23 protein-coding genes and 1 pseudogene are annotated in these 21,507 nt (G+C 71.0%); 14 read left to right on the top strand and 10 right to left on the bottom strand.

Annotated elements, in window-relative coordinates:
- Positions 1 to 55: 55 nt before the first annotated feature.
- Positions 56 to 667: a response regulator gene (locus ACZ404_RS07735; RefSeq protein ID WP_468436946.1), complete on the top strand. Its 612-nt coding sequence runs from the start codon at positions 56 to 58 to the stop codon at positions 665 to 667.
- A 21-nt stretch (positions 668 to 688) separates the two neighbouring features.
- On the opposite strand, the gene ACZ404_RS07730 is transcribed toward ACZ404_RS07735, so the two are convergent.
- The 3 genes and pseudogenes from ACZ404_RS07730 to ACZ404_RS07720 all read right to left on the bottom strand — a co-directional run.
- Positions 689 to 1,501, bottom strand: coding sequence for a hypothetical protein (locus ACZ404_RS07730; RefSeq protein WP_468436944.1), 813 nt, complete (start codon positions 1,499 to 1,501; stop codon positions 689 to 691).
- Entirely contained in the window at positions 1,501 to 2,040 is a 540-nt protein-coding gene (locus ACZ404_RS07725; protein ID WP_468436942.1) for a SigE family RNA polymerase sigma factor, read from the bottom strand. Before ACZ404_RS07725 ends, ACZ404_RS07730 begins: the two co-directional genes overlap by 1 nt.
- A gap of 81 nt (positions 2,041 to 2,121) precedes the next feature.
- Positions 2,122 to 2,451 (bottom strand): annotated as a pseudogene (locus ACZ404_RS07720) (MFS transporter); the annotation flags it as partial.
- A 230-nt stretch (positions 2,452 to 2,681) separates the two neighbouring features.
- On the opposite strand from ACZ404_RS07720, the gene ACZ404_RS07715 reads away from it, so the two are divergent.
- The 5 genes from ACZ404_RS07715 to ACZ404_RS07695 all read left to right on the top strand — a co-directional run bounded on the left by ACZ404_RS07715 (position 2,682) and on the right by ACZ404_RS07695 (position 8,274).
- Positions 2,682 to 4,415 (top strand): MFS transporter, encoded by a 1,734-nt coding sequence (locus ACZ404_RS07715; protein ID WP_468436940.1) that lies wholly within the window; start codon positions 2,682 to 2,684, stop codon positions 4,413 to 4,415.
- 100 nt (positions 4,416 to 4,515) lie between these two features.
- Entirely contained in the window at positions 4,516 to 5,163 is a 648-nt protein-coding gene (locus tag ACZ404_RS07710) for a class I SAM-dependent methyltransferase (protein ID WP_468436938.1), read from the top strand.
- A 110-nt stretch (positions 5,164 to 5,273) separates the two neighbouring features.
- On the top strand, positions 5,274 to 6,251 hold the full coding sequence (locus tag ACZ404_RS07705) for an N-acetylmuramoyl-L-alanine amidase (protein WP_468436936.1): 978 nt from the start codon (positions 5,274 to 5,276) through the stop codon (positions 6,249 to 6,251).
- Positions 6,252 to 6,333: 82 nt separating this feature from the next.
- Positions 6,334 to 7,164 (top strand): hypothetical protein, encoded by an 831-nt coding sequence (locus ACZ404_RS07700; RefSeq protein WP_468436934.1) that lies wholly within the window; start codon positions 6,334 to 6,336, stop codon positions 7,162 to 7,164.
- A gap of 99 nt (positions 7,165 to 7,263) precedes the next feature.
- Positions 7,264 to 8,274, top strand: coding sequence for an LLM class F420-dependent oxidoreductase (locus ACZ404_RS07695; protein ID WP_468436932.1), 1,011 nt, complete (start codon positions 7,264 to 7,266; stop codon positions 8,272 to 8,274).
- A gap of 7 nt (positions 8,275 to 8,281) precedes the next feature.
- Here the strand turns inward: ACZ404_RS07695 and ACZ404_RS07690 are convergent, their stop codons facing one another.
- Positions 8,282 to 8,851 (bottom strand): zinc-binding metallopeptidase family protein, encoded by a 570-nt coding sequence (locus ACZ404_RS07690; protein WP_468436930.1) that lies wholly within the window; start codon positions 8,849 to 8,851, stop codon positions 8,282 to 8,284.
- 164 nt (positions 8,852 to 9,015) lie between these two features.
- On the opposite strand from ACZ404_RS07690, the gene ACZ404_RS07685 reads away from it, so the two are divergent.
- The gene (locus tag ACZ404_RS07685; RefSeq protein WP_468436929.1) at positions 9,016 to 9,306 is read left to right on the top strand and encodes a hypothetical protein; all 291 of its coding nucleotides are present in this window, start codon (positions 9,016 to 9,018) and stop codon (positions 9,304 to 9,306) included.
- A gap of 10 nt (positions 9,307 to 9,316) precedes the next feature.
- On the opposite strand, the gene ACZ404_RS07680 is transcribed toward ACZ404_RS07685, so the two are convergent.
- Genes ACZ404_RS07680 through ACZ404_RS07670 form a run of 3 tightly spaced genes read right to left on the bottom strand, consistent with a single transcriptional unit; the run spans position 9,317 to position 12,596 of the window.
- Positions 9,317 to 10,387: a prenyltransferase/squalene oxidase repeat-containing protein gene (locus tag ACZ404_RS07680; RefSeq protein ID WP_468436927.1), complete on the bottom strand. Its 1,071-nt coding sequence runs from the start codon at positions 10,385 to 10,387 to the stop codon at positions 9,317 to 9,319.
- Positions 10,384 to 11,130: a class I SAM-dependent methyltransferase gene (locus ACZ404_RS07675; RefSeq protein WP_468436925.1), complete on the bottom strand. Its 747-nt coding sequence runs from the start codon at positions 11,128 to 11,130 to the stop codon at positions 10,384 to 10,386. The genes ACZ404_RS07680 and ACZ404_RS07675 overlap by 4 nt, the downstream gene beginning before the upstream one ends.
- On the bottom strand, positions 11,124 to 12,596 hold the full coding sequence (locus ACZ404_RS07670; protein ID WP_468436923.1) for a glycosyltransferase family 4 protein: 1,473 nt from the start codon (positions 12,594 to 12,596) through the stop codon (positions 11,124 to 11,126). Before ACZ404_RS07670 ends, ACZ404_RS07675 begins: the two co-directional genes overlap by 7 nt.
- A 219-nt stretch (positions 12,597 to 12,815) precedes the next feature.
- On the opposite strand from ACZ404_RS07670, the gene ACZ404_RS07665 reads away from it, so the two are divergent.
- From ACZ404_RS07665 to ACZ404_RS07640, 6 genes are all read left to right on the top strand, one after another.
- Positions 12,816 to 13,433: a TetR family transcriptional regulator gene (locus ACZ404_RS07665; protein ID WP_468436921.1), complete on the top strand. Its 618-nt coding sequence runs from the start codon at positions 12,816 to 12,818 to the stop codon at positions 13,431 to 13,433.
- Positions 13,434 to 13,503: 70 nt separating this feature from the next.
- Positions 13,504 to 14,082, top strand: a complete 579-nt coding sequence (locus ACZ404_RS07660) for a hypothetical protein (RefSeq protein ID WP_468436919.1) — start codon at positions 13,504 to 13,506, stop codon at positions 14,080 to 14,082.
- Positions 14,079 to 14,726 (top strand): hypothetical protein, encoded by a 648-nt coding sequence (locus ACZ404_RS07655; protein ID WP_468436917.1) that lies wholly within the window; start codon positions 14,079 to 14,081, stop codon positions 14,724 to 14,726. Before ACZ404_RS07660 ends, ACZ404_RS07655 begins: the two co-directional genes overlap by 4 nt.
- Entirely contained in the window at positions 14,726 to 16,402 is a 1,677-nt protein-coding gene (locus tag ACZ404_RS07650) for a WXG100 family type VII secretion target (protein ID WP_468436915.1), read from the top strand. Before ACZ404_RS07655 ends, ACZ404_RS07650 begins: the two co-directional genes overlap by 1 nt.
- A 27-nt stretch (positions 16,403 to 16,429) precedes the next feature.
- Positions 16,430 to 16,843, top strand: coding sequence for a DUF4279 domain-containing protein (locus ACZ404_RS07645; RefSeq protein ID WP_468436913.1), 414 nt, complete (start codon positions 16,430 to 16,432; stop codon positions 16,841 to 16,843).
- 10 nt (positions 16,844 to 16,853) lie between these two features.
- A complete protein-coding gene (locus tag ACZ404_RS07640; protein ID WP_468436911.1) occupies positions 16,854 to 17,300 on the top strand; it encodes a hypothetical protein in 447 nt (148 codons plus the stop codon).
- Positions 17,301 to 17,612: 312 nt separating this feature from the next.
- On the opposite strand, the gene ACZ404_RS07635 is transcribed toward ACZ404_RS07640, so the two are convergent.
- From ACZ404_RS07635 to ACZ404_RS07625, 3 genes are all read right to left on the bottom strand, one after another.
- Positions 17,613 to 17,846 (bottom strand): ferredoxin, encoded by a 234-nt coding sequence (locus ACZ404_RS07635; protein WP_468436909.1) that lies wholly within the window; start codon positions 17,844 to 17,846, stop codon positions 17,613 to 17,615.
- Between the two features lie 2 nt (positions 17,847 to 17,848).
- Entirely contained in the window at positions 17,849 to 19,300 is a 1,452-nt protein-coding gene (locus ACZ404_RS07630; RefSeq protein WP_468436908.1) for an aldehyde dehydrogenase, read from the bottom strand.
- Between the two features lie 126 nt (positions 19,301 to 19,426).
- Positions 19,427 to 20,335 carry an oxidoreductase gene (locus ACZ404_RS07625; RefSeq protein WP_468436906.1) on the bottom strand — a complete coding sequence of 303 codons (909 nt, stop codon included), beginning with the start codon at positions 20,333 to 20,335 and terminating at the stop codon, positions 19,427 to 19,429.
- 65 nt (positions 20,336 to 20,400) lie between these two features.
- On the opposite strand from ACZ404_RS07625, the gene ACZ404_RS07620 reads away from it, so the two are divergent.
- Complete coding sequence (locus ACZ404_RS07620; RefSeq protein ID WP_468436905.1) at positions 20,401 to 21,393, top strand: ArsR/SmtB family transcription factor; 993 nt, start codon at positions 20,401 to 20,403, stop codon at positions 21,391 to 21,393.
- The last annotated feature ends 114 nt before the right edge of the window (positions 21,394 to 21,507 follow it).

Raw genomic sequence — 21,507 nt, 5'->3', positions numbered from 1 at the left:
GGAGCGGAACCATGACCGAGTCTTTAATGTGCGTGCCGGAAGCTAGGCTTGGCCTGTGACGGACATCCGGGTGCTGCTCGCCGAGGATCAGGGCATGATGCGCGGCGCCCTCGCCCTGCTGCTCGGCATGGAGGACGACATCGAGGTGGTCGCCCAGGTCGCGGCCGGCGACGCGATCGTGGAGGCCGCGCTGCTGCACCGGCCGGACGTGGCGCTGCTCGACATCGAACTGCCGGGCAGAAGCGGCCTGGACGCGGCGGCCGAACTGCGCGAGCAGGTGCCCGACTGCCGGGTACTGATCCTGACCACCTTCGGCCGGCCCGGCTACCTGCGCCGGGCCATGGAGGCCGGGGCGGCCGGCTTCCTGGTCAAGGACGGTCCGGTGGAGGAGCTGGCCGCGGCGATCCGGCGCGTGCTCGGCGGAGAGACGGTGGTCGACCCGGCGCTGGCCGCGGCCGCGCTCAGCGCCGGACCGAACCCGCTGACGCCCCGCGAGTGCGAGGTGCTGAAGGCGTCGGCGGACGGGGCGACGGTCGCCGACGTCGCCGCGAAACTCCACCTGTCCGAGTCCACCGTGCGCAACTACCTCTCCGCGGCGATCGGCAAGACCGGCACCAGGAACCGCGCGGAGGCGGTACGGGAGGCCCGGCAGCAGGGGTGGCTGTAACCGGGCCTCGTCCTGCCGGGGTCACTTCGTCACTTCCGCCGTCCGGTAGCTGGTGCCCTGCGGGGCCACGCAGGCGAACCAGTTCGCCGTCGGGTATCCGGCCACCGGCACGATGGCCGGGTCCGGCACGTTGTCGTGGTGGGTCACGGGCCCCTTCCTGACGATGGTCGTTCGACCGTCCTTCCAGGTGCAGGTGACCTCCCGGGCGGTCTTGCCGACCTTTCCGATCACCACACGGTCGGCTCCGGTCACCCCCAGGGGGAAGGCCGCGGACTCCAGGTCCGTGCCCGCCATGTGGTCCAGCTCCTTCTTGGTGTCGAACAGGACCTGCTGTGTGCGGCCGTCCTCGTACCGCCGCATCGCGAAGTACGAGGTCTTGCCGACCAGTCCGGCAGGCGTCCGCACGAGGAGGTCGAGGCCCCGCTCCGTCATGGCGTCGAACTGCCGGTCCGCCTCGTGCTCGTTCCTCGGTGCTCCCCAGACCTGCACGGAGACGGACCAGGCCTTGCCCCGGTAGGTTCCGTCGATCAAATTCGTCTCCTGCGGCTCGTACACGTGCCGGGCCTCGGGCGAGGACGGTGTGGTGGCCACGTTCGCCTGCCGGTCCCCGTGGGTCCCGGGCAGCCCGGCGAACGCCAGCGCGGCTCCCGTCGAGCCCGCCACCACGACCGCCGTGGCCGCCGCCACCGCCCAGCGGCGGGCTCTGCGGCGCCGGCCCGCCCGCATGACCGCCTGGACGGGGGCTGTACCGATCTCGACCTCGTCCGCGGCGTCCGCGAGGAGGAAGGCGATGTCCGACTGTGTCATCTCGTGCTTCTCCCGGTCCGCGCTCATCACTTCCGCCCTCCGTGCGTCACCGTCTCGGCCAGTCCCGGTATGGCGCGGAGTTTCGCGATCCCCTTGGCCGCGTTGCTCTTGACCGTGCCGACCGAACAGCCCATCGCCTCCGCCGCCTGGCTCTCGCTGAGGTCCTCCCAGTACCGCAGCACCACCGCCTCCCGCTGCCGCACGGGCAGTTGGGCGAGCGCCGTGAGCAGGGCGCGGCGGTCGTCGGCCTGGGCGATCCGGTCCCCGGTCTCGGCCACCTCGCGCGCCGGCCCCGAGTCGTCCCTGGGCGCCAGGAACTCCTTCAGCCTTCTTCTGTGCTTGCGCGCGTGCAGGTTGATCATCACGCGCCGTACATACGCCTCCGGATCGTCGGCCGAGCCGACCCTGCGCCAGGCCACGAAGGCCCTCTCGAGCGTCGACTGGACCAGGTCCTCCGCGGCGTGCTGCTCCCCCGTGAGGAGAAATGCCGTACGCATCAGCCGCGGCCAGCGGCCGATCATGAAGCTCTGGAACTCCTCGTCCCGAGCCTGCTTCCGATCCCCCATGGGCACCTCCTAGACATCAAGAGGAGTCCACGAGCCGCCCGGACCGTTGCCTCATCCGCGAGAAACCGAAGAAGAGAAATGCCAGCTGTCCTGGGCCAGTCCGCCGCCGAGCGAGGCCAGCGTGAACAGGCCGAGCCCGACGAGAAACATCCGCTTGCGCCCGTACAGGTCGCCGGCCCGGCCGCCGAGCAGCATGAACCCGGCGAAGGCGATCGCGTACGCGTTCACCACCCACTGCAGACCGGCCGCGCTCAGGCCGAGGTCCGTCCGCATCGACGGCAGGGCGACGTTCACGACGGACACGTCGAGCACGACCAGGAACTGGCCCGCGCAGGCCAGCGCCACCACCAGCCGGGTGGGGGGTGTCACACGGCGGGACATCAGGGAGGGGGTGCCGGCGGCTTCGAGCATGGGTGTCATGCTCTCAACCCGGTTGCGGTCCTTGCATCGGGATTTCGGCCCAGCGGGACGTAGGTCCCCGGGCCTACACCACCGGACCGGCAGCCCCCGGGCGGACACCTGATGGCGGCTCAGAAACCCATGAGCGGGTCAAGAATTCATTAGAGGCCCGAAGCAACGGAATAGTTGCCTGTGCATACGAGGTTTACCCGGCACTCATGTCACGCGGGAGGCCTCACTCAATGACCCACACGACCGATCAACCCAGCCGGAGGGCCGGCGGCGCCGTCGTCCCGGTGCTCGCCTTCGCGGGCATCGTGGTCGCGGTGATGCAGACCCTGCTCGTGCCGGTCATCAAGGACCTGCCCCAGCTGCTGGACACCACGCCCAGCAACGCCACCTGGGTCCTCACCTCCACCCTCCTGTCCGGCGCCGTGGCCACCCCGATCATGGGCCGCCTCGGCGACCTCTACGGCAAGCGGCGCATGCTGGTCCTCAGCCTCGCCGTGATGGTCGTGGGCGCTCTGGTCAGCGCCCTCACCAGTGACCTGCTGACCATGATCGCGGGCCGTACCCTGCAGGGCTTCGCCATGGGCGCGATACCCCTAGGCATCGGCCTGATGCGGGACATGCTGCCGCGCGAGAAGCTGGGCTCGGCCATGGCCCTGATGAGCTCCTCCATCGGCGTCGGCGGCGGCCTCGCGCTGCCCGCCGCGGCTCTCGTCGCCGAGCACACCGACTGGCACGCCCTGTTCTACGGCGCCGCCGGCCTCGGCGCGCTCTCCATCGCCCTCACCCTGCTCACCGTGCCCGAGTCCCCGATGCGCGCCGAGGGCTCCTTCGACCTGCTGGGCTCGCTCGGCCTGTCGACCGGCCTGGTGCTGTTCCTGCTGCCGATCACCAAGGGCAGCGACTGGGGCTGGACCTCGGGCACCACGCTCGGTTTGTTCGCCGCCTCGGCGGTCGTCCTGGTGCTGTGGGGCGTGCTGGAGCTGCGCCTGCCGGCCCCGCTGGTGGACCTGCGCACCACCGCCCGCCCGGCCGTGCTCTTCACCAACCTCGCCTCCATCATGGTCGGCGTCTCCTTCTACGTCGTCTCGCTCGTCCTGCCCCAGCTCCTCCAGCTCCCCAGGGCCACCGGGTACGGGCTCGGCCAGTCGATGGTCGCCGCCGGTCTGCTCGTCGCCCCCCTGGGCCTGACGATGATGTTCACCGCACCGGTCTACGCCCGGCTCTCCGCCCGCTACGGCCCCAAGGTCACGCTGATCCTCGGCATGCTGATCATCGCGATCGGCTACGGTGCCGGGCTCGGCCTGATGAGCGCGGCCTGGCAGAGCCTGGTCATCGCGGTGATCCTCGGCGCCGGCATCGGTCTCGCCTACTCCTCCCTGCCCGCGCTGATCGTCGGCGCGGTCCCGGCCTCGGAGACCGGCGCGGCCAACGGCCTCAACACCCTGATGCGTTCCATCGGCACGTCCGTCTCCAGCGCCGTCATCGGCATGGTGCTGGCCAACACCGCGCACACCGTGGGCGGCGTCGCGATCCCGACCATGCACGGCTTCCGCGTCTCCTTCCTGATCGCCACGGCCGCGGTCGCGGTGGGTCTGCTGTTCGCGCTGTTCCTCCCCCGGGCGCCCCGCCCGGCTCAGCACACCCAGTTGCGGGCGAGCAGCGAGGAGGACGCGGTGCTGGAGCGGGCCGAGGAGGTGCTGCGCGGCTTCCGTGGCCGGGTGCTGGGCGCCGACGGCACGCCGGTCGCCCGCGCGAAGGTCACCCTGATCGACCGGCGGGGGCGGCAGGCGGGGGCCACGGTCTCCGCGGAGGACGGCTCCTACGCGGTCGCCGTCCCGGCGGAGGGGGCGTACGTGCTGGCCGCACGGGCCACCGGGCATGGACCGCTGGCGTCGTCCGCCAGGCACCAGGGGGAGACGGTCACGCTGGATCTTTCCCTGCCGGGGGAGACGGTGAGCGCCTAGCGCCCACGCGGCGCCCCTTGCGGGTGTACCCCCTGTCTCCGGCCGGCAGGGGGTACGGCAGCATGGGCGATCGGAGTGTCGTACGACCGGAAAGGCCCCCATGTCCGCACCCAAGCCCGAGATCCTGGCCGCGTTCGAGGCGGCGAAGGGGTTCATGCCCGTGGACGAGGGCCTGGCCCTGTACGCGGCCGCGGTGGAGGCCGGGCGGCTCGGGCTGCCGCTGCTGGAGGTCGGCACCTACTGCGGGCGGTCCACCGTCCTGCTGGCCGACGCGGCCCGGGAAGCCGGGGTCACCGCGCTCACCGTCGACCACCACCGGGGCAGCGAGGAGCAGCAGCCGGGCTGGGAGTACCACGACCCGGAGACCGTCGATCCCGAGATCGGCCTGATGGACACGCTGCCCACCTTCCGCCGCACCCTGCACCGGGCGGGACTGGAGGACCACGTCGTCGCCCTGATCGGCCGCTCGCCGCAGATCGCCGCGATCTGGAACTCCCCGCTCGGCCTCGTCTTCGTCGACGGCGGCCACACCGACGAGCACGCGAGTGCCGACTACGAGGGCTGGGCACCGCATGTCGCCGAGGGCGGCCTCCTGGTCATCCACGACGTCTTCCCGCACCCCGAGGACGAGTTCACCGGCCAGGCTCCGTACCGGGTGTACCTGAGGGCCCTGGAGTCGGGCGCGTTCACGGAGGTCTCCGTGACCGGTTCGCTGCGCGTGCTGCGCCGGACCGGCCCCGGGCTCTGATTCCGGCCGCCGGGCGCGGGGCGACGGCACGGACGCGGTTCTCCGCCTCGCCGCCCCCGTTGGCCCCGCTCCGCCACGTGTGCGCGGTGGGTGGCCGCTAGGGTGGCAGCGTGTCGTACCTAGGACCGGAATTCGATCCGCCGCAGCCGCGCCGGCCCCGGCGCGGACCGCTGACCGTCGCACTCGCCGCGCTGGTGCCCGGTGCGCTGCTCGGCTGGCTGGTGTACGCGGCGGTGGGCGGGTCCGGCGGGTCCTCCGGCGCCGTGGGCTCCGCGTCGCCCTCGGTGACCTCCGACTCCTCCGTGCGCAGCGCCGCGCCGCCGGACACGCCGTCCGCGTCGGGCTCCCCCACCGCCGACGCCAAGGCGCCGAGCCCGGCGCCCGCCCGCTCGGCCCCCGCCGCCTCCGGCCCGCTGGAGGGCAAGGTCGTCGTCATCGACGCCGGGCACAACCCGGGCAACTTCCGGCACACGGCGGAGATCGGCCGTCAGGTGGACATCGGGACGAACCGCAAGGAGTGCGACACCACCGGCACGTCCACCAACGCCGGTTACACCGAAGCCCGGTTCACGCTCGACGTGGCCCACCGGCTGCGCACCCTCCTCGAGCGGCAGGGCGCCACGGTGAAGCTGACGCACGACGAGAACGGCCCGGCCTGGGGTCCCTGCGTGGACGAGCGGGCCCGGATCGGCAACGCGGCGCACGCGGACGCCGCCATCTCCATCCACGCCGACGGCTCGGCGCCCGGCAACCGCGGCTTCCACGTCATCCTTCCGGGGTCCGTGCACGCCGGCGCCGCCGACACCCGCCCGATCGTGGAGCCTTCCCGCGACCTCGGCACGCGCATCGCGGGCACGTTCCTGCGCGTCACCGGCGAGCCGCCCTCCAACTACCTCGGCGGCGGCACCGGACTTGTCACGCGTTCGGACCTGGGCGGTCTCAATCTGTCAACGGTTCCCAAGGTGTTCATCGAGTGCGGCAACATGCGCGATAGCAAGGACGCGGCACTGCTGACCAGCGGCGCCTGGCGGCAGAAGGCGGCGCAAGGGATCTCTGAGGGAATCGTGAGTTTCCTGCGCGAGTCGTGACCGACGGGCGGAACCGGCCGGACAGTCCGATCTTCCGGACGATAGTGTCTACCGACGACGAGACGACTACGAAGGACCTGAAGTGAATATCCGCTCCCTCACTAGAGGCGACGGCGTGGTGATCGGAGCAGCGGTGTTGCTGTTCATCGCGTCGTTCCTCGACAACTACTCGTACGACGGGGCTCCTGACGGCCTCGACCTCCCGAGCCTGTGGGCGAACGGACCGGTCCTGCTCAGCGTCGTACTGGCCGGGATCATCGGCGCCGCGCTGATCGTCGTGGCCCGCGCCCTGCCGCAGCCCCTCAAGGTCGCAGGCCTTGAACTGAGCGCCTTCGGTGTCGCGTTCGCCGTGTTCGCCGCCTGGAGCGCGCTCGGCAACATCATCGACCCGGTGGGCGGTCTCAACAACTTCGGCGGCGACAACCGCGACGCGCCCACCGCCGGCACGGGCCTGATCATCGCCCTCGTCGCCACCCTGCTGATGGCCGCCGCCGCCGTCGCCACCCCCCTCGTCCCGGCCCTCCAGGCCGCCCTGATCCCGGCGCCCAAGCCGGCCGCCGCCCCGCAGCCCTACGGTGCCCAGCCGGCCGGTGGCTACGGCTACCCGGGGGCCCAGCCGCAGCCGTACGGTGCGCAGCCCCAGCCGGGCCAGCCGTTCGGGCAGCAGCCGCCTGCGCAGGCCGCCGCCCCGGCGCCCCAGCAGGCCGCCGGTGCCGACTTCTCGCCGTTCTGGTTCGCCGTGCCGGTGGCCCGGCCGCTGTTCTCGGAGGACGGCTCGCCGACCCCGATCGCCGAACTGGCGCCGGGCACCTGGTACCTGGCCGTCGAGCAGCGCGGGGCCGCGCTGGTGGCGCAGACGCAGGACGGCCGCCGTGGCGTGCTGCAGGACACCTCCGGCATCCAGCGCGGCTGAGTCCGCCCGTCGCCGGTCACGGCCCCTCGCCCTTCCGGGCGGGGGGCCGTTGCCGTACAGTCCTCCTGAATATCTGACGAGTCGTCAGGAGGCAGAGGCATGCGGCTCGGTCTGGCACTCGGGTACTGGGGACGCGGTCCGGGCGCGGACCATGTGGCGCTCGCGCAGGAGGCGGAGCGGCTCGGGTACGACTCCGTGTGGACCGCGGAGTCATGGGGGTCCGACGCCTTCACTCCACTGACGTGGATCGCGGCGCAGACGTCGAACATCAGGCTGGGGACGGCAGTTGCGCAGATGGCCGCCCGGTCGCCGGCCACGACCGCCATGCATGCGCTGACCCTCGACCACCTCTCCGGCGGGCGGATGCTGCTCGGGCTGGGGCTTTCGGGGCCGCAGGTGGTGGAGGGCTGGTACGGCCGCCCGTTCCCGAAGTCGCCGCTGACCGCGACCCGGGAGTACGTGGACGTCGTACGGCAGGTGCTGCGGCGGGAGGCGCCGGTGCGGTCGGATGGGCGGTTCCACCCGCTGCCGTACCGGGGGCCGGACGGCACCGGCCTCGGCAAGCCGCTGAAGTCCATCACGCATCCGCTGCGCGGCGACCTGCCCGTGTTGCTGGGTGCGGAGGGCCCGAAGAATGTGGCGCAGACGGTGCGTATCGCCGACGGGTGGCTGCCGCTGTACTGGGCGCCGAGCCGGCCGGAGGTGTACGGGGACGTGGTGCGGCAGCTGCCGGAGGGGTTCCTGGTGGCGCCGATGGCCCAGGTGCAGGTGTGCGACGACGTGGCCGAAGGGCTGCTGCCGGTGAAGGCCATGCTCGGCTTCTACATCGGCGGCATGGGCCACGCGGCCCGCAACTTCCACGCCGACCTCATGGCCCGCATGGGGTACGAGGCCGAGGCCCGGCGGATCCAGGAGCTGTTCCTGGCCGGGCGGCGCGCGGAGGCGGTGCTGGCCGTGCCGGACGCCTTCGCCGACGAGATCTCGCTGGTCGGACCGCCAGAACGCATCGCGGAGCGGCTGGAGTTGTGGCGCAAGGGCCCGGTGACGGACCTGCTGGCCCTGTCACCGGACCCGCACACGCTCAAAGTGCTGGCGGAACTCAACTCCTAGCGAGGCGCTAGCCCTTGGAGAGCTGGGAGGTCGAGGGGACCTGGTCCTTGACCGGGGCGCCGGCCTTCTTCCCCGCGTCCTTCACCTTGTTGATGACGTCGTCGAAGGACTTCGCCGCGTCCCCGTCGCCCTTGCGGAGCTTCGCGGGCAGGTTTTTGAGGGCCGCGATGCCGGCGGAGAGGGGGGCGAGGGCCTTGGAGAGGGTGGGGTCGCCCTTGGCGTTCTTCTGGGCCGCCTTGAGCCGGTTGTAGGCGAACACGCCGGCGAGACCGGCCTTGACCAGGGCCGTCTTGCGCCCGTGGGCGCCCTTCTTGAACTTGCCGGCCTTCCAGGGCTTGACGATCCACTGGTAGGTCGCGCCGGCGGCGAGGCCCGCGTTGAGCACGAACCGGGTCTTGGCGAACTTCTGCTTCTCGGCGGAGGTGGTGGGGCTGGGCGCGGCGGCCTGGGCGGTGGCGACGTCCCCGGCCTGCTTCGTCCTGGTGGTCTTCGCACTGCTTCCGCAGGCGGTGGTACCGGCGATCAGGGCACAGCACAGGGTGAGCGCGACGAAGAGGCGACGTATCGGTACGGCCACGAGGTCCTCCGGACATGTCTCCCCGAGCGGGTGCTTCCTCCGGAAGCCTCACCCGGCCGGGGGGTGTGCGCCACCTGGGCGACTCCGTCCGGGTCCGGCGGGCGGCTCACCTCCGGGAATGCCGGGCCCGGTTTCACCCTCCGCTGAGCGGCAATCCGAAGGGCATGTCTCGATATCGCAACGGTGCGAATCAGGCCGGGACGGTCGTCGCGGTCGTCGCCGACATCATGGCTTTCATCCTCGGTCTGTGGATTCTGATGTATCTGCTGGACGCCAACCGGGCCAACAGCCTGGTGCAGTTCGTCCACGACGCCGCCGCGTGGCTGGCCGGCTGGTCCCACGACCTGTTCACCTTCGACGCGGCCTGGGCCCGGGTGGTCGCCGGCTACGGCCTGGCCGCCGTGGTGTACCTCTTCGTGGGCCACGCCATCGCCAACCGCATGCACCGGCACTGACCCTGCGCCGCTACCCGCAGCAGTCGGGGTCCAGGCCCGTCGGCAGGTGGTCGCCGCCGAAGACGGCGCAGGTGGCGTCGTGGCCGCCGAGGGCGGCGACGGCGAGCAGCAGCGAGCCCGCCGTCCAGGTGGTCAGCTCCTGGGGCCAGACGGCGCCGTCCTCGAAGACGTAGCCCGTCCAGTACAGGCCGCTGTCCGCGTCCCGCAGGTGCTGGATGGACTGCAGGATCTCCAGGGCCCGGTCGGACTCGCCCATCGCCCACAGCGCGAGGGCGAGTTCGCTGGACTCGCCGCCGGTCACCCACGGGTTGGGCACCACGCAGCGCACGCCGAGGCCGGGGACGACGAAGCGGTCCCAGTCGGCCTCGATGCGCGCCTTGGCCTCCGCCCCGGTCAGGGCGCCGCCGAGGACCGGGTAGTACCAGTCCATCGAGTAGCGGTGCTTGTCGAGGAAGCGCTCGGGGTGCAGCCGGATCGCGTGCCTGAGGGCGCCGACCGCCAACTCCCAGTCGGGCTGCGGCTCTTCCAGCTGCTCGGCGACGGCGAGCGCGCAGCGCAGCGCGTGGTGGATCGAGGAGGAGCCGGTGAGCAGCGCGTCCGCGGTGGGCGTGCCGTCGTCCTCGCGGCGCCAGCCGATCTGCCCGCCGGGCTGCTGCAGCCGCAGCACCCACTCGACGGCGGCGCGGACGACCGGCCACATGCGGTCCAGGAACGTGTCGTCCCCGGTGGACAGGTAGTGGTGCCAGACGCCGACCGCTATGTAGGCGACGAAATTGGACTCGCGGGCGCGGTCGGTGACGTCGTCGTGGGCGCCGTCGGCGTAGGCGGCGTACCAGGAGCCGTCCTCGTTCTGGTGCCGGGCGAGCCAGCCGTAGGCCCGCTCGGCGGCCTCGTGCTCGCCGGCGGCGTCCAGCGCCATCGCGGCCTCGGTGTGGTCCCACGGGTCGAGGTGGTGCCCGCGGAACCACGGGATCGCGCCGTCCTCCCGCTGTACGGCGAGGATGCCGCGCACGGTCGCGGCGGCCTGCTCGGCGGTGAGGACCCCGGGCAGGACGAGGTGTTCTGTCCGGGGAGTGGTCACCGGGCGGCCGCCTCGTCGGCGAGACGCGGCAGGTGCGGCTTGGTCGCGTAGACGACGAAGCTCTTGCCGATGACCGGGTTCAGCGCCTGCTCGGCGAGCCGGGTGGCGAGGGGCTTCTTCATGATGTCCCAGACGAGCAGCTTGTGGTACGCCCGCACGGGCAGCGCCTTGTCGTTGTCGACGCCGAACGCGCACTTGAGCCACCAGTACGGCGAGTGCAGCGCGTGCGCGTGGTGGGTGCCGTAGGGCTTCAGGCCGGCCTCGCGGACCTTGGCCACCAGCTCGTCGGCCTTGTAGATGCGGATGTGGCCGCCCTCGACCTCGTGGTAGGCGTCGGACAGGGCCCAGCAGACCTTCTCGGGGCCGTAGCGGGGCACGGTGATGGCGATGCGGCCGCCCGGCCTGAGCACGCGGACCATCTCGGCGAGGACGCCCTTGTCGTCGGGGATGTGCTCCATCACCTCGGAGATGATGACGACGTCGAAGGACTCGTCCGGGAAGGGGAGGGCCAGCGCGTCGCCCTCCATGGCGGTGGCGGTCGCGCCCTCGGGTGCCTCGCCGGCCTCCTGCATCGCCGCGAACCACTTGGCGACCTCGCGGATCTCCTCGGCGTTCTGGTCGAGGGCCACGACCTGCGCACCGCGCCGATAGCACTCGAAGGCGTGCCGGCCGGCCCCGCAGCCGAGATCCAGGACACGGTCGCCGGGGGCGAGCGGGAACCGGGAGAAGTCGACGGTCAGCACGTGGCCCTGCTTTCGGGGTAGACGCCGGTGTCACTCGTCGAGGTCGCGGAGGCAACACTCGCTGAGGCCGCGGAGCGGCCGGGGTTCTGGGGTGCGGAGCCGCCGGCATCGTCCGACGTGCGGCGGCCGGTGACGGGCGTCGCGGAGCGGGCGGTGGCGGGCGTCGCGGAGCGGGCGACGGCCTCCCGGTAGCGGGCGACGGTGCCCTCGGCGGCGCGGGCCCAGGTGAAGTGACGCAGGACCCGCTCACGGCCCGCCCGGCCGAGCCGGACCCGCAGCTCGCGGTCGCCGAGCAGCCGGTTCAGCCCGGCGGCCAGCGCGCCCGCGTCGCCCGGCGGTACGGCCAGGCAGGTCTCGCCGTCGCGTCCGGCGACCTCGGGGATGGCGCCGCCGGTGGTGGCGAGCAGCGGGGTGCCGGTGGCCATGGCCTCGGCGGCGGGCAGTGAGAAGCCCTCGTAGAGGGACGGCACGCAGGCGACCTGGGCCGAGCGGATCAGGTCGACCAGTTCGGCGTCGGAGATGCCCTTGACGAACTCGACGGCGCCTTCGAGGCCGTAGCGCTCGATCGCCTGGGCGACCGGGCCCTCGGCGGGGCGCTTGCCGACGACGACGAGGTGGGCGGCCGGGTGCTCGGTGCGCACCTTGGCGAGGGCCTCCACGAGGAAGACCAGGCCCTTGAGGGGCACGTCGGCGCTGGAGGTGGTGACGATCCGGCCGGGCACCTCGGGCACGGCGGCGTCCGGCGCGAACAGGCCGGTGTCGGCGCCGATGTGCACGACATGGACGCGGTCGGGGCGTACGCCCAGGTGGTCGACGATCTCCTGCCGGGAGCTGCCGGAGACGGTGAGCACGGACGGCAGCCGGCGCGCGACGCGCTTCTGCATCCGGGTGAACGCGTACCAGCGGCGCACGGACAGGCGGCGCTGCCAGGCCTCGGCGGCGTCCAGTTCGAGCTGCCGGTCCACGGTGATGGGGTGGTGGATGGTGGTGACCAGGGGCGCGCCGACATCGCCGAGCAGCCCGTACCCGAGGGTCTGGTTGTCGTGGACGACGTCGAACTCGCCGCGCCGGGCGCGCAGATGGCGGCGGGCGCGCAGGGAGAAGGTGAGCGGCTCGGGGAAGCCGCCGGTCCACATGGTGGCGACCTCGAGGGCGTCGATCCAGTCCCGGTACTCGTCCCGCTTCGGGGTGCGGAAGGGGTCGGGCTGGCGGTAGAGGTCGAGGCTGGGCAGCTCGGTCAGGCGCAGGCCGTCGTAGCCCTCGTCGAGGACGGGGTACGGCTGGGAGCCGATGACCTCGACGCGGTGGCCGAGGCGGGCCAGCTCGCGGGAGAGGTGCCGTACGTAGACGCCCTGGCCCCCGCAGAACGGGTTCCCTTTATAGGTGAGAAGCGCGATGTGGAGCGGTCGCTCGCCGTCGGCGGCGAGGTCCTGCCGGGACCCCGCCTGACTGGCCTCAGCGGTCACTCTGGGCCCCCTTCTCCCTGCACTGTCCCGCGACACTATGACGGGACGCTAATCTAGAACAAGTTTCAGAGTTGATCGTTCAGGAGGCTCTGAATCTACCGGCAGGTAGGAGCGCTGGGACCAGTGGATCAGGTGATTCACGCCACGGCGCGGGCCCCTGCCCAGCCGGGTGATCACGTGCCTCAATGATGTCCTCACCGACTGTCACGGACGGGACCCATGCCTGCGGAAGCCAGTACCTCTCGGCCTGTCTCACCGCCGCTCACCGAGCGGCAGGAGGCCCGCCGCCGCCGGATCCTGCACGCGAGCGCGCAGCTGGCCAGCCGGGGCGGTTTCGACGCGGTGCAGATGCGCGAGGTCGCCGAGTCCTCGCAGGTCGCCCTCGGCACCCTGTACCGCTACTTCCCGTCGAAGGTCCACCTGTTGGTGGCCACCATGCAGGACCAGCTGGAGCACATGCACGGCACCCTGCGGAAGAAGCCGCCGGCGGGCGAGACGGCCGCCGAGCGGGTGGCGGAGACCCTGATGCGGGCCTTCCGCGCCCTGCAGCGCGAGCCGCACCTGGCCGACGCCATGGTCCGCGCCCTCACCTTCGCCGACCGCAGCGTCTCCCCCGAGGTCGACCAGGTCTCCCGGCAGACCACCGCGATCATCCTGGACGCGATGGGCCTGGAGCACCCGACCCCCGAGCAGCTCTCCGCGGTCCGCGTCATCGAGCACACCTGGCACTCGGCCCTGATCACCTGGCTCTCCGGCCGCGCCTCCATCGCCCAGGTCAAGATCGACATAGAAACGGTCTGCCGCCTGATCGACCTGACGAGCCCGGATTCCCCCTGACCCCCGGCTGTGACAAGGGTGTGACGGGGGCAGGTTGTTCCCTGTCGGTGCGGTCGCGATGATGGTCGGCATGTCTGAACACGGGGGCGGCTCGGACGAGTCGGCGCACAACAACGTTCCAAGGTCACGTCTGACCGACTACGCGGAGATGACCACTCCTTCGCAGGAGCAGACGGACTCTCCCCGGGCAAACTCCGCGGCGGCGCCCTCTCCTCGGACGGCATCCGTTCGGGCCGCCTCCGCCCCGGCGGACGAAGCAGAGGCGCGCAGACGTGAGTTCGCCGCGCTCCTCGGTGAGTTCCGCCGTACGCCGCTTCTGGTACCACTCGGCGACGGCCCCGGGCCGGAGGACGAACGGGGCCTGCTGACAGCCGACCTCGGCGGCGTCCGCTTCATCCTGGCCTTCTCCGACGAGCACGCGCTGGCCCGTTACGCGATCGCGCGGGGTGAGGCGGCGCGTGAGTGGACGTACCAGACGGTGCTCGGGGCGCGGCTGCTGGACGTGGCGGTGCCGGCGGCCGGGGTGCCGTGCGGGGTGGCGCTGGACTGCGCGGACGGGGAGGACGGCATGGTCCTCCCGCCGGTGCGCGGGATCGTGCCGGACGAGGTGGCGGTGGACACCGGCAGCGGGACGGGGGGTGCGCAGTGACCGGGAGCGGCAAGGACCTGAAGACCGACGGTCTCGACCTGATCGCCAAGGGGCTGACCGAGGCGCTGGGCGAGCTGAAGGAACTCGGGATGGTCGGGGAGGCCGGGGCCGGGCGCGGGTTCGGTGACATCGCGCTGTCGGGGTTGGAGTTGGGGCACGAAGGACTGACCGGGGAGTTCAAGTCGTTCTGCGAGCGCTGGGAATGGGGCGTGCGCTCGCTGATCGACGAGGGCAACGGCTTCGCCGTGAAGACGGGTCTGTCGGCGGGCACGTACTACGAGACCGAGAAGTACGTCGAGGGCAGCTTCAAGGTCGTCGCGAACGCGGCCGTCGGCAACCCGTACGCCTCCGAGGAGGAGGTGGAGAAGATGGGCTGGGGCGACATCGCGACGTCCGGTATGAGTGTCGACTACAGCAAGGAGTCCTTCGACCGGGCGCTGGCCACCAGCGAGCAGGGCTGGAAGGACGCCGGCCGGGACGTGATGACCTCGCACACCGTGGGCCCGATGGGCCTGAACCCGGAGAACCTGCACAGCGCGTTCGGGGTCTCGGACCAGGAGTACAACCAGTACCTGGACGACACCTTCGGCCCCTCCCCCGAGGCCCGCGCCAAGGCCGCCGAGCAGCAGCGCGGTGAGGGCTGATGGGTGTCTTCGGCGACATCGGCGACGGCCTCAACAGCGCCCTCGGCTACGGCGAACATCTCTACGACGAGGGCAAGAAGAAGCTCGGCGAGGCCGTCGACTACGGCACCGACAAGCTGGGCGGTGCCCTGGACTACGTCGGTGCGCACGATTGGGCCGACAGCGTGGAGGACTGGGGTGACGAGGTCGCCTCGGACCTGGGTGCCACCCCGGGTGAGCAGCAGCTCGGCCAGACCGAGGAGCCCGACGAGCTGGTCCACGGCAGCCCGGACAGGATCCGCGCGAGCGCGAAGCACCTGAAGGACTTCCACGGTGCCTTCGACAAGGTCAGCCAGGGGCTGCGCAAGGTCGACTCCTCGGGTTGGCAGGGTGAGGGCGGTGACGCCTTCCGGGAGAAGTTCGGCGTGCACCCGACCAAGTGGGCACAGGCGGCCGAGGCGTGCACCACGGCAGCCGACGCGCTGGAGTCGTACGCGGACACCGTCAAGTGGGCGCAGGGTCAGGCGAAGGAGGCCGTGGAGCTCTACAAGAAGGGCGTCAGGGCGGCCAAGGACGCGGTGGAGGCGTACAACAAGAAGGCCGAGGCCTACAACGCCAAGATCAAGGCGAACGAGGACCCCGGACCCAAGCCCGAGCAGGACCGGGAGGCGGGCAAGGCCGACGTCAAGGCCGCCGTCCACAAGCTCGCCGAGGCCCGCAAGCAGCGCAACGCCGCCGCCTCCCATGCGCAGGGCAAGGTCAGGGCCGCGCTCGCGCACGCACCCGCCGAGCCGCCGCCGCTGTCCCGTATCGGCAACGACCTGGCCGACGGCTACCAGGCGGTCAACACCGAGCTGACCCATGTCGTCGGCGGCGCCCTCAAGGGCACGGCCGGCCTGCTGAACTTCGCCCGCGGCCTGAACCCGACGGACCCCTACAACCTCACCCACCCGGCCGCCTACCTGCAGAACGTCAGCATGACGCTGTCCGGCCTGGTCTCCACGGCCGCCCATCCCGAGCGAGTCGTCCAGGCCGCCGTGGACGGTTTCAAGAAGGACCCCTCGGAGTTCGTCGGCCGCCTCATCCCGGAACTCATCGGCACCAAAGGCGCCGGTCTCGCCCGCGGCGGACTGCGCATGGCGACGGAGGAGGGCCTGGAGTCGGCGGCGCGACGCGGAGTGCGGGAGGGCCTCGAGCGTCAGGCCGTCAGAGGTGCCGGGGACCCCATGCCCGAGCGTGCCGACGTCATGCAGGCGCTGCGCGACTCCAACCCGCAGATACTGGACAAGAAATGGCCGGACACTGATGGCCGTTACTATGCGGACCGGGTGCTCGCCGGTGGCCGTCCGGACGGGGAGAAAGTCTTCGCAGGGCATGGCTATCTCAAAAGCAGGGCCGGCGAAACCGTGGTTCCCGAGGGAACCACCATCTCTTTCTACGTGCAACACGGAGAACCACTTCCGGGACTCAACGGCCTGACCGTCGAGCGAGGTGTCTACCCGGGAGGTTACGTGGAGACATTCGGACCGGGCGACGCAATTCCGAACTATACGCTGGCGCCTCCCGCTCCCATGGGCGGCGGAGGTTTCAGTGTGTTCGAGAATTCGACGACCGTCGGCAAGGAGACCGCCCTGAGCGAGCTGCTGAAGCCCGGCATGGGAAATGTTCACTGGGCGGCGTGCCGTGAGCTCAAGTAGAATGTCCCAACCTGTGAGGAGTCATACATGCCTGTAACAAAAAAACGCCACTGGGTGTTGACGGATGTGTCACTCGTCGTCAAGGGACGCGATCTCCAGCCCGAGGAGATCACATCCTTCCTTGGTATCGAGCCCACCGGTGTGCGCAACCCGGGACCCAGCAAATGGGGTCGCCCGGGCGAGATCGACGGAGAGTGGGGGATCAACTGCGACTCGAACGTCAGCCGGGACTTCCACGAGCAGTTGGGCAACATCCTTTCCGCTGCGGAAAGCAAGCGGACCGAGCTCGCGCAATTGGTCGAGCGGGGATACAAAGTGATCATCGACATCTACGGATTCGCCGGGAACGACTGCTCCCTCACCCTCCAGCCGGAGGAACTCAAGCGAATCGCACGTCTGGGCTTCCCCCTCTGGGTCGCGGCCAATATGAACGAACGCTGAAAGAACAGTCATGGAACATGGAGCGAAGTTGAAGCCGTGGGGTAACTTGAGCACGTCCCTGGTCGTATCAGGCCAGGAAGTGAATTGCGATTCCCTGCTTGCGGAGTTGCAACTCGCCGACAGTAAAGAGTTCTCTTCATCCGAGGGCGTGGGCGTCTATTCCGGCCCTGGCTGGGCCACTCTTACCGTTGACGAGCGGCACTCGAAAAGCCCCGATGAACAGGCTGCGGAACTTATCGGATTCCTCAGCCCCCGCAAGCCGGCGCTCGACGCGCTGAAGGAGGCGGGAAATTCGGTGAAGGTCGATCTGGCAGGCATTGCCGAATCATCAGGATTGGGGCTCCACCTCTCGCCCGACGTTCTCGCCGGTCTCGCAGAGCTGGGAGTCCCTGTCACCTTCACGGCGGTGCGGGCCTCCGGGGAGGACGAGGAAGACCCGCTCGCCTGGCTCGGCTGAACCCGTCGTCGTCCTCGCCCGCCGGGATCCGGGGGCCGCTCGGAGTTCCGGACACGTGAAGACCTACGAGACGGGTTCCCTTCGCCGGTATGGTCCGGATCAGGTCATGGGGGTCGCCGTACGGCCCGACTGCTGCCTTCCGACCTCTCAGCCCTACCGTCGCTGTCGGCCTCGGCGGATGCTCGCGCGTCTCGCCCAAGTCGGCTACTCCGGTCGGACTCCCTCACTCGCCTCGTAGGCTGCCTCCAGGATAGCTCTCTCGGGCGCGACAGAACCCCGCAAATAGGGACAATTTCGCCCAGGTCGCGCGGTCTAGTCCTCCGGTGGGAACACCGGCTCCTCGCCGTCCGCCAGGGTGATCATGATGGCCTCCACCGGGCAGCTCTCCGCCGCCTCCAGGATCTGCTCGCTCGCGTCCGTGTCCGGGGCGAGCGGGTGGGACTGGCGGGCGGTGTCCAGGCGGAAGGCGTCCGGGGCGTGGTGGAGGCACTGGGCCGAGCCGATGCACAGGGAGCGGTCGACCTCGACGTGCCAGCGGTCGCCCATGGCTACGACCCCGCCGGCAGATGGATCATCTTGTGCTCGAGGTACTCGCCGTAGCCCTCGGGGCCGAACTCCCGCCCCAGCCCCGAGCTCTTGTAGCCGCCGAACGGGCCGAGCATGTCCAGGCTGAAGGTGTTGACGGAGTAGGTGCCGGTGCGGACCTGGCGGGCGACCTCGATGCCGTGCTCGACGTCGGCCGTCCACACGCTGCCGGAGAGGCCGTACTCGGAGTCGTTGGCGATCTTCACGGCCTCCTGTTCGTCCCCGTAGGGCAGCAGGCAGATCACCGGGCCGAAGATCTCCTCCCGGGCGATCCGCATCGCGTTGTCGACGTCGCCGAAGAGGGTCGGCTCGACGTACCAGCCGCGGTCCAGGCCCGCCGGGCGGCCGCCACCGGTGAGGATCTTGGCGCCCTCCTCCTGGCCGATGCGGATGTAGTCGAGGTTGCGCCGCTGCTGGCGCTCGGCGACCAGGGGGCCGACCTGGGTGGCCGGGTCCAGCGGATCGCCGACCTTGAGGGCGCTCGCCGCCTGCGCGAAGGCGTCGGCGAACTCGTCGTAGCGCGAGCGCGGGACCAGGATGCGGGTCTGGGCCACGCACGCCTGGCCGTTGTTCATCCAGGCCGCCGGGACGATGCCCGACACGGCCGCCGTGACGTCCGCGTCCGGCAGGACGACCGCCGCCGACTTGCCGCCCAGCTCCAGCGTGACCCGGGTCAGACTGCGGGCGGCCACCTCCATGACCCGTTTGCCGGCGGCGACCGAGCCGGTGAAGGAGACCTTGTCGACGCCGGGGTGCCCCACCAGGTACTCGCTGACCTCCCGGTCGGCGGGCAGGATCGACAGCACGCCGTCCGGCAGGCCGGCCTCGCGGGCGATCTCGCCGAGCAGGTACGCGTCCAGCGGCGACTCCGGGGACGGCTTGAGAACGACCGTGCAGCCGGTCAGCAGCGCCGGAGCCAGCTTGGCGGCGGCGACGAACTGCGGCACGTTCCACGGCACGACCGCCGCGACCACGCCGACCGGTTCACGCCGGACCAGGATCGGGCCGAGCATCCCGTCCCGGCGCTCCTCGTGGACGAAGTCCCGCGCGACCCGGATCGCCGCGTCCCACACCATCATCGCGCCGAGCGCCTGCGCGAGGACGCTCCAGGAGTACGGGGAGCCGTTCTCCGACGAGATCACCCGGGCGATCTCCTCGTGCCGGGCGGCGATGCCGTCCTTGATCCGGCCGACGACCTCGATCCGCTCCTCCAGCGAGGCACGCGGCCAGGGCCCCTCGTCGAAGGCGCGGCGGGCGACGGCCACGGCCCGGTCGACGTCCTCCCGCGAGGCGTGCGGCACCCGCCCGATGACCTCCTCGGTGTGGGGGGAGATCACCTCGATGACGTCCTTGCCGAGCGGTTCGGTCAACTCCCCGCCGATGAACAGCTGTCCGTGTTCCACGAGCTCCGTCATGGCCGCCACCCTTCTGACGCTGTTTCAGAACTGATATCAGTTCTGGTCACAGGAGGCCAGACTCGGCACCGACCAGTCCCTGACCAGCGGCTGAGCCGCTGGTCGGGTTCTCCTCGTGGAAGCCACTCAGAGACTTCGGCGGTGCAGGGAGTCGAGGCGGGCGAGCTCGGCCTCGGAGAGCCGGAGGGCGCCTGCGGCCACGTTCGATGCCAGGTGGTCCGGGTCACCGGTGCCTGGGATGGCCAGGACGTGCGGGCCGCGGTGCAGAGTCCAGGCGATCCGGACCTGGGCGGGTCCGGCCCCGTGTGCCCGGGCGACGGCCAGGATCTCCGGATGGTCGCTGTCCTTCGCCCCGGCCTGGCGCCCGGTGGCGGCGATCGCGTAGAACGGCACGAAGGCGACGCCTTGCTCGCCGCAGGTGCGAAGGAACCCGTCCTGGTCGGGCCGCACTCCGAGGCCGTACATGTTCTGCACGCACACCACGGGCGCGATGGCCTGGGCCTCGGCCAGGTGATGGGGGTGGACGTTGGAGAGGCCGAGGTGGCGGATGAGCCCGGCTTCGCGCAGATCGGCCAGCGCACCGAAGCGCTCGGCGATCGAATCGGTGCCGACGATGCGGAGGTTCACCACATCGAGGTGGTCACGGCCGAGCTGGCGCAGGTTCTCCTCGACCAGTCCGCGCAACTGATCCGGCCTGGCGTGGGGCAGCCACGCTCCCGACGGGTCGCGTGGCTGACCGACCTTGGTGGTGATGACGAGGTCGTCCGGGTAGGGGGCCAGGGCTCGGTTGATCAGTTCGTTGGCCGAGCGCAGCGCCGAGAAGTAGAACGCGGCGGTGTCGATGTGGTTCACGCCGAGCTCGACGGCGCGGCGAAGCACGCTGATCGCCTGGTCGCGGTCGCGCGGGACGGCGTCGGGCACGAGCGCCTTGCCGGTCTGCGGCAGGCGCATCGCCCCGAAGCCGATCCGGTTGACCGTCAGGTCACCCAGTTTCCAGGTTCCCGACGCGGCGGCGGTGATCGTCTCTGGGGTCATGCCGGAAGGATCTCCACACGCTAGGGTGGCCGCCATTGATTCAGGTATGGGTGAATCCTCGGGAGGTGGCACTCCTGGTGGAGCTTGCGTTCTCGGCTGGAGACGTGGCGCAGGTGCGGTTCGCAGTCTCGCCGATGTGGCACGTCGGGAGCAGCTTCCGGCTGCTGGCCTCCGGTACCGCGGATCCCGTGCACCGGCATTGGCTGGAGCAGGTGCGGCCACGCGTCGCGGCGGCCGGACTGGACCATGCATGGCTCGCCGAACTGATCCCGCCCTCGGGCTATGTCCCGGACTTCCTCAACCCGGCACCCACCGGGCCGGCCCCCACACTGGCGGAGGAGCTGGCCGCGGTCGTGGCCGCTCCCGCGGACCGCATCCGAGAGGACCTCGACCACCTCGGACGCCACCAGGGCGGCATCGGACCCCGGCTGCGGTCCCTGCACGCCGATCCGGGCACCCGCCTGGCACGGGTCGCGGAGGAGATCGAGACCTACTGGGAACTGGCACTCGCCCCATACTGGGCGCGGATCCGCACGGTACTGGACGCCGACATCTTCCACCGTGCTCGGCAGGTCGCGCGGTACGGAGCCGGCCACCTCCTCAACGAGCTGCACCCACAGGTCAGCTGGAACGACGACGTACTGCGGCTGGTCCGCCGGCCCCGGTCCCTGTCCCGGGAGACGGCCGGCGCAGGGCTGCTCCTGATCCCTTCGGCCTTCAAAGGGCCCGGCCTGTCCACACGGGTCGCCCCGCCGGACCCCCCGCAACTCGCCTACCGGGCCCGGGGCACCGGCACGCTGTGGGAACGCCGCACCGTCACCGGTACCGCGGCGATCGCCGCGGTGCTCGGCCGTGCACGGACCCTCCTGCTCACCGAACTGGTGGCTCCGGCCACAACGACGGAACTGGCCCACCGCACCGGGATCTCCAAGGCCGGGGTCTCCCAGAACCTCACGGCACTGCGCGATGCCGGCTTTGTCACCGCCCACCGGGCCGGCCGCTCGGTGCTGTACGCACGCACGTCCCTCGCAGAATCCGTCCTCGCCGCCGACCAGTGACACAGAGGACGGACAGCCGTCGGTTTTGTCACCGGCCCGGGTGACAACTGGCCCACGGCCGGCCCGGACGCGAGCGGTGCCCCGCTGTAGCCATCTGACGTGAAATCAGTTCTA

The sequence above is a fragment of the Streptomyces sp. NPDC030798 genome, from assembly GCF_055572275.1.
Note: the sequence above shows the minus strand (reverse complement) of the source record. Positions and strands in the feature narration are given on the sequence as shown.

What these genes read in the sequence shown, in the direction of transcription:
- ACZ404_RS07650 (WP_468436915.1), top strand. Translation starts at nt 14,726, where the DNA reads ATGGGTGTCTTCGGCGACATCGGCGACGGCCTCAACAGCGCCCTCGGC.
- ACZ404_RS07635 (WP_468436909.1), bottom strand. Translation starts at nt 17,846, where the DNA reads ATGGGCGACCGCTGGCACGTCGAGGTCGACCGCTCCCTGTGCATCGGC.
- ACZ404_RS07685 (WP_468436929.1), top strand. Translation starts at nt 9,016, where the DNA reads ATGTCTCGATATCGCAACGGTGCGAATCAGGCCGGGACGGTCGTCGCG.
- ACZ404_RS07660 (WP_468436919.1), top strand. Translation starts at nt 13,504, where the DNA reads ATGTCTGAACACGGGGGCGGCTCGGACGAGTCGGCGCACAACAACGTT.
- ACZ404_RS07725 (WP_468436942.1), bottom strand. Translation starts at nt 2,040, where the DNA reads ATGGGGGATCGGAAGCAGGCTCGGGACGAGGAGTTCCAGAGCTTCATG.
- ACZ404_RS07710 (WP_468436938.1), top strand. Translation starts at nt 4,516, where the DNA reads ATGTCCGCACCCAAGCCCGAGATCCTGGCCGCGTTCGAGGCGGCGAAG.
- ACZ404_RS07730 (WP_468436944.1), bottom strand. Translation starts at nt 1,501, where the DNA reads ATGAGCGCGGACCGGGAGAAGCACGAGATGACACAGTCGGACATCGCC.
- ACZ404_RS07645 (WP_468436913.1), top strand. Translation starts at nt 16,430, where the DNA reads ATGCCTGTAACAAAAAAACGCCACTGGGTGTTGACGGATGTGTCACTC.
- ACZ404_RS07640 (WP_468436911.1), top strand. Translation starts at nt 16,854, where the DNA reads ATGGAACATGGAGCGAAGTTGAAGCCGTGGGGTAACTTGAGCACGTCC.
- ACZ404_RS07630 (WP_468436908.1), bottom strand. Translation starts at nt 19,300, where the DNA reads ATGACGGAGCTCGTGGAACACGGACAGCTGTTCATCGGCGGGGAGTTG.
- ACZ404_RS07695 (WP_468436932.1), top strand. Translation starts at nt 7,264, where the DNA reads ATGCGGCTCGGTCTGGCACTCGGGTACTGGGGACGCGGTCCGGGCGCG.
- ACZ404_RS07625 (WP_468436906.1), bottom strand. Translation starts at nt 20,335, where the DNA reads ATGACCCCAGAGACGATCACCGCCGCCGCGTCGGGAACCTGGAAACTG.
- ACZ404_RS07715 (WP_468436940.1), top strand. Translation starts at nt 2,682, where the DNA reads ATGACCCACACGACCGATCAACCCAGCCGGAGGGCCGGCGGCGCCGTC.
- ACZ404_RS07665 (WP_468436921.1), top strand. Translation starts at nt 12,816, where the DNA reads ATGCCTGCGGAAGCCAGTACCTCTCGGCCTGTCTCACCGCCGCTCACC.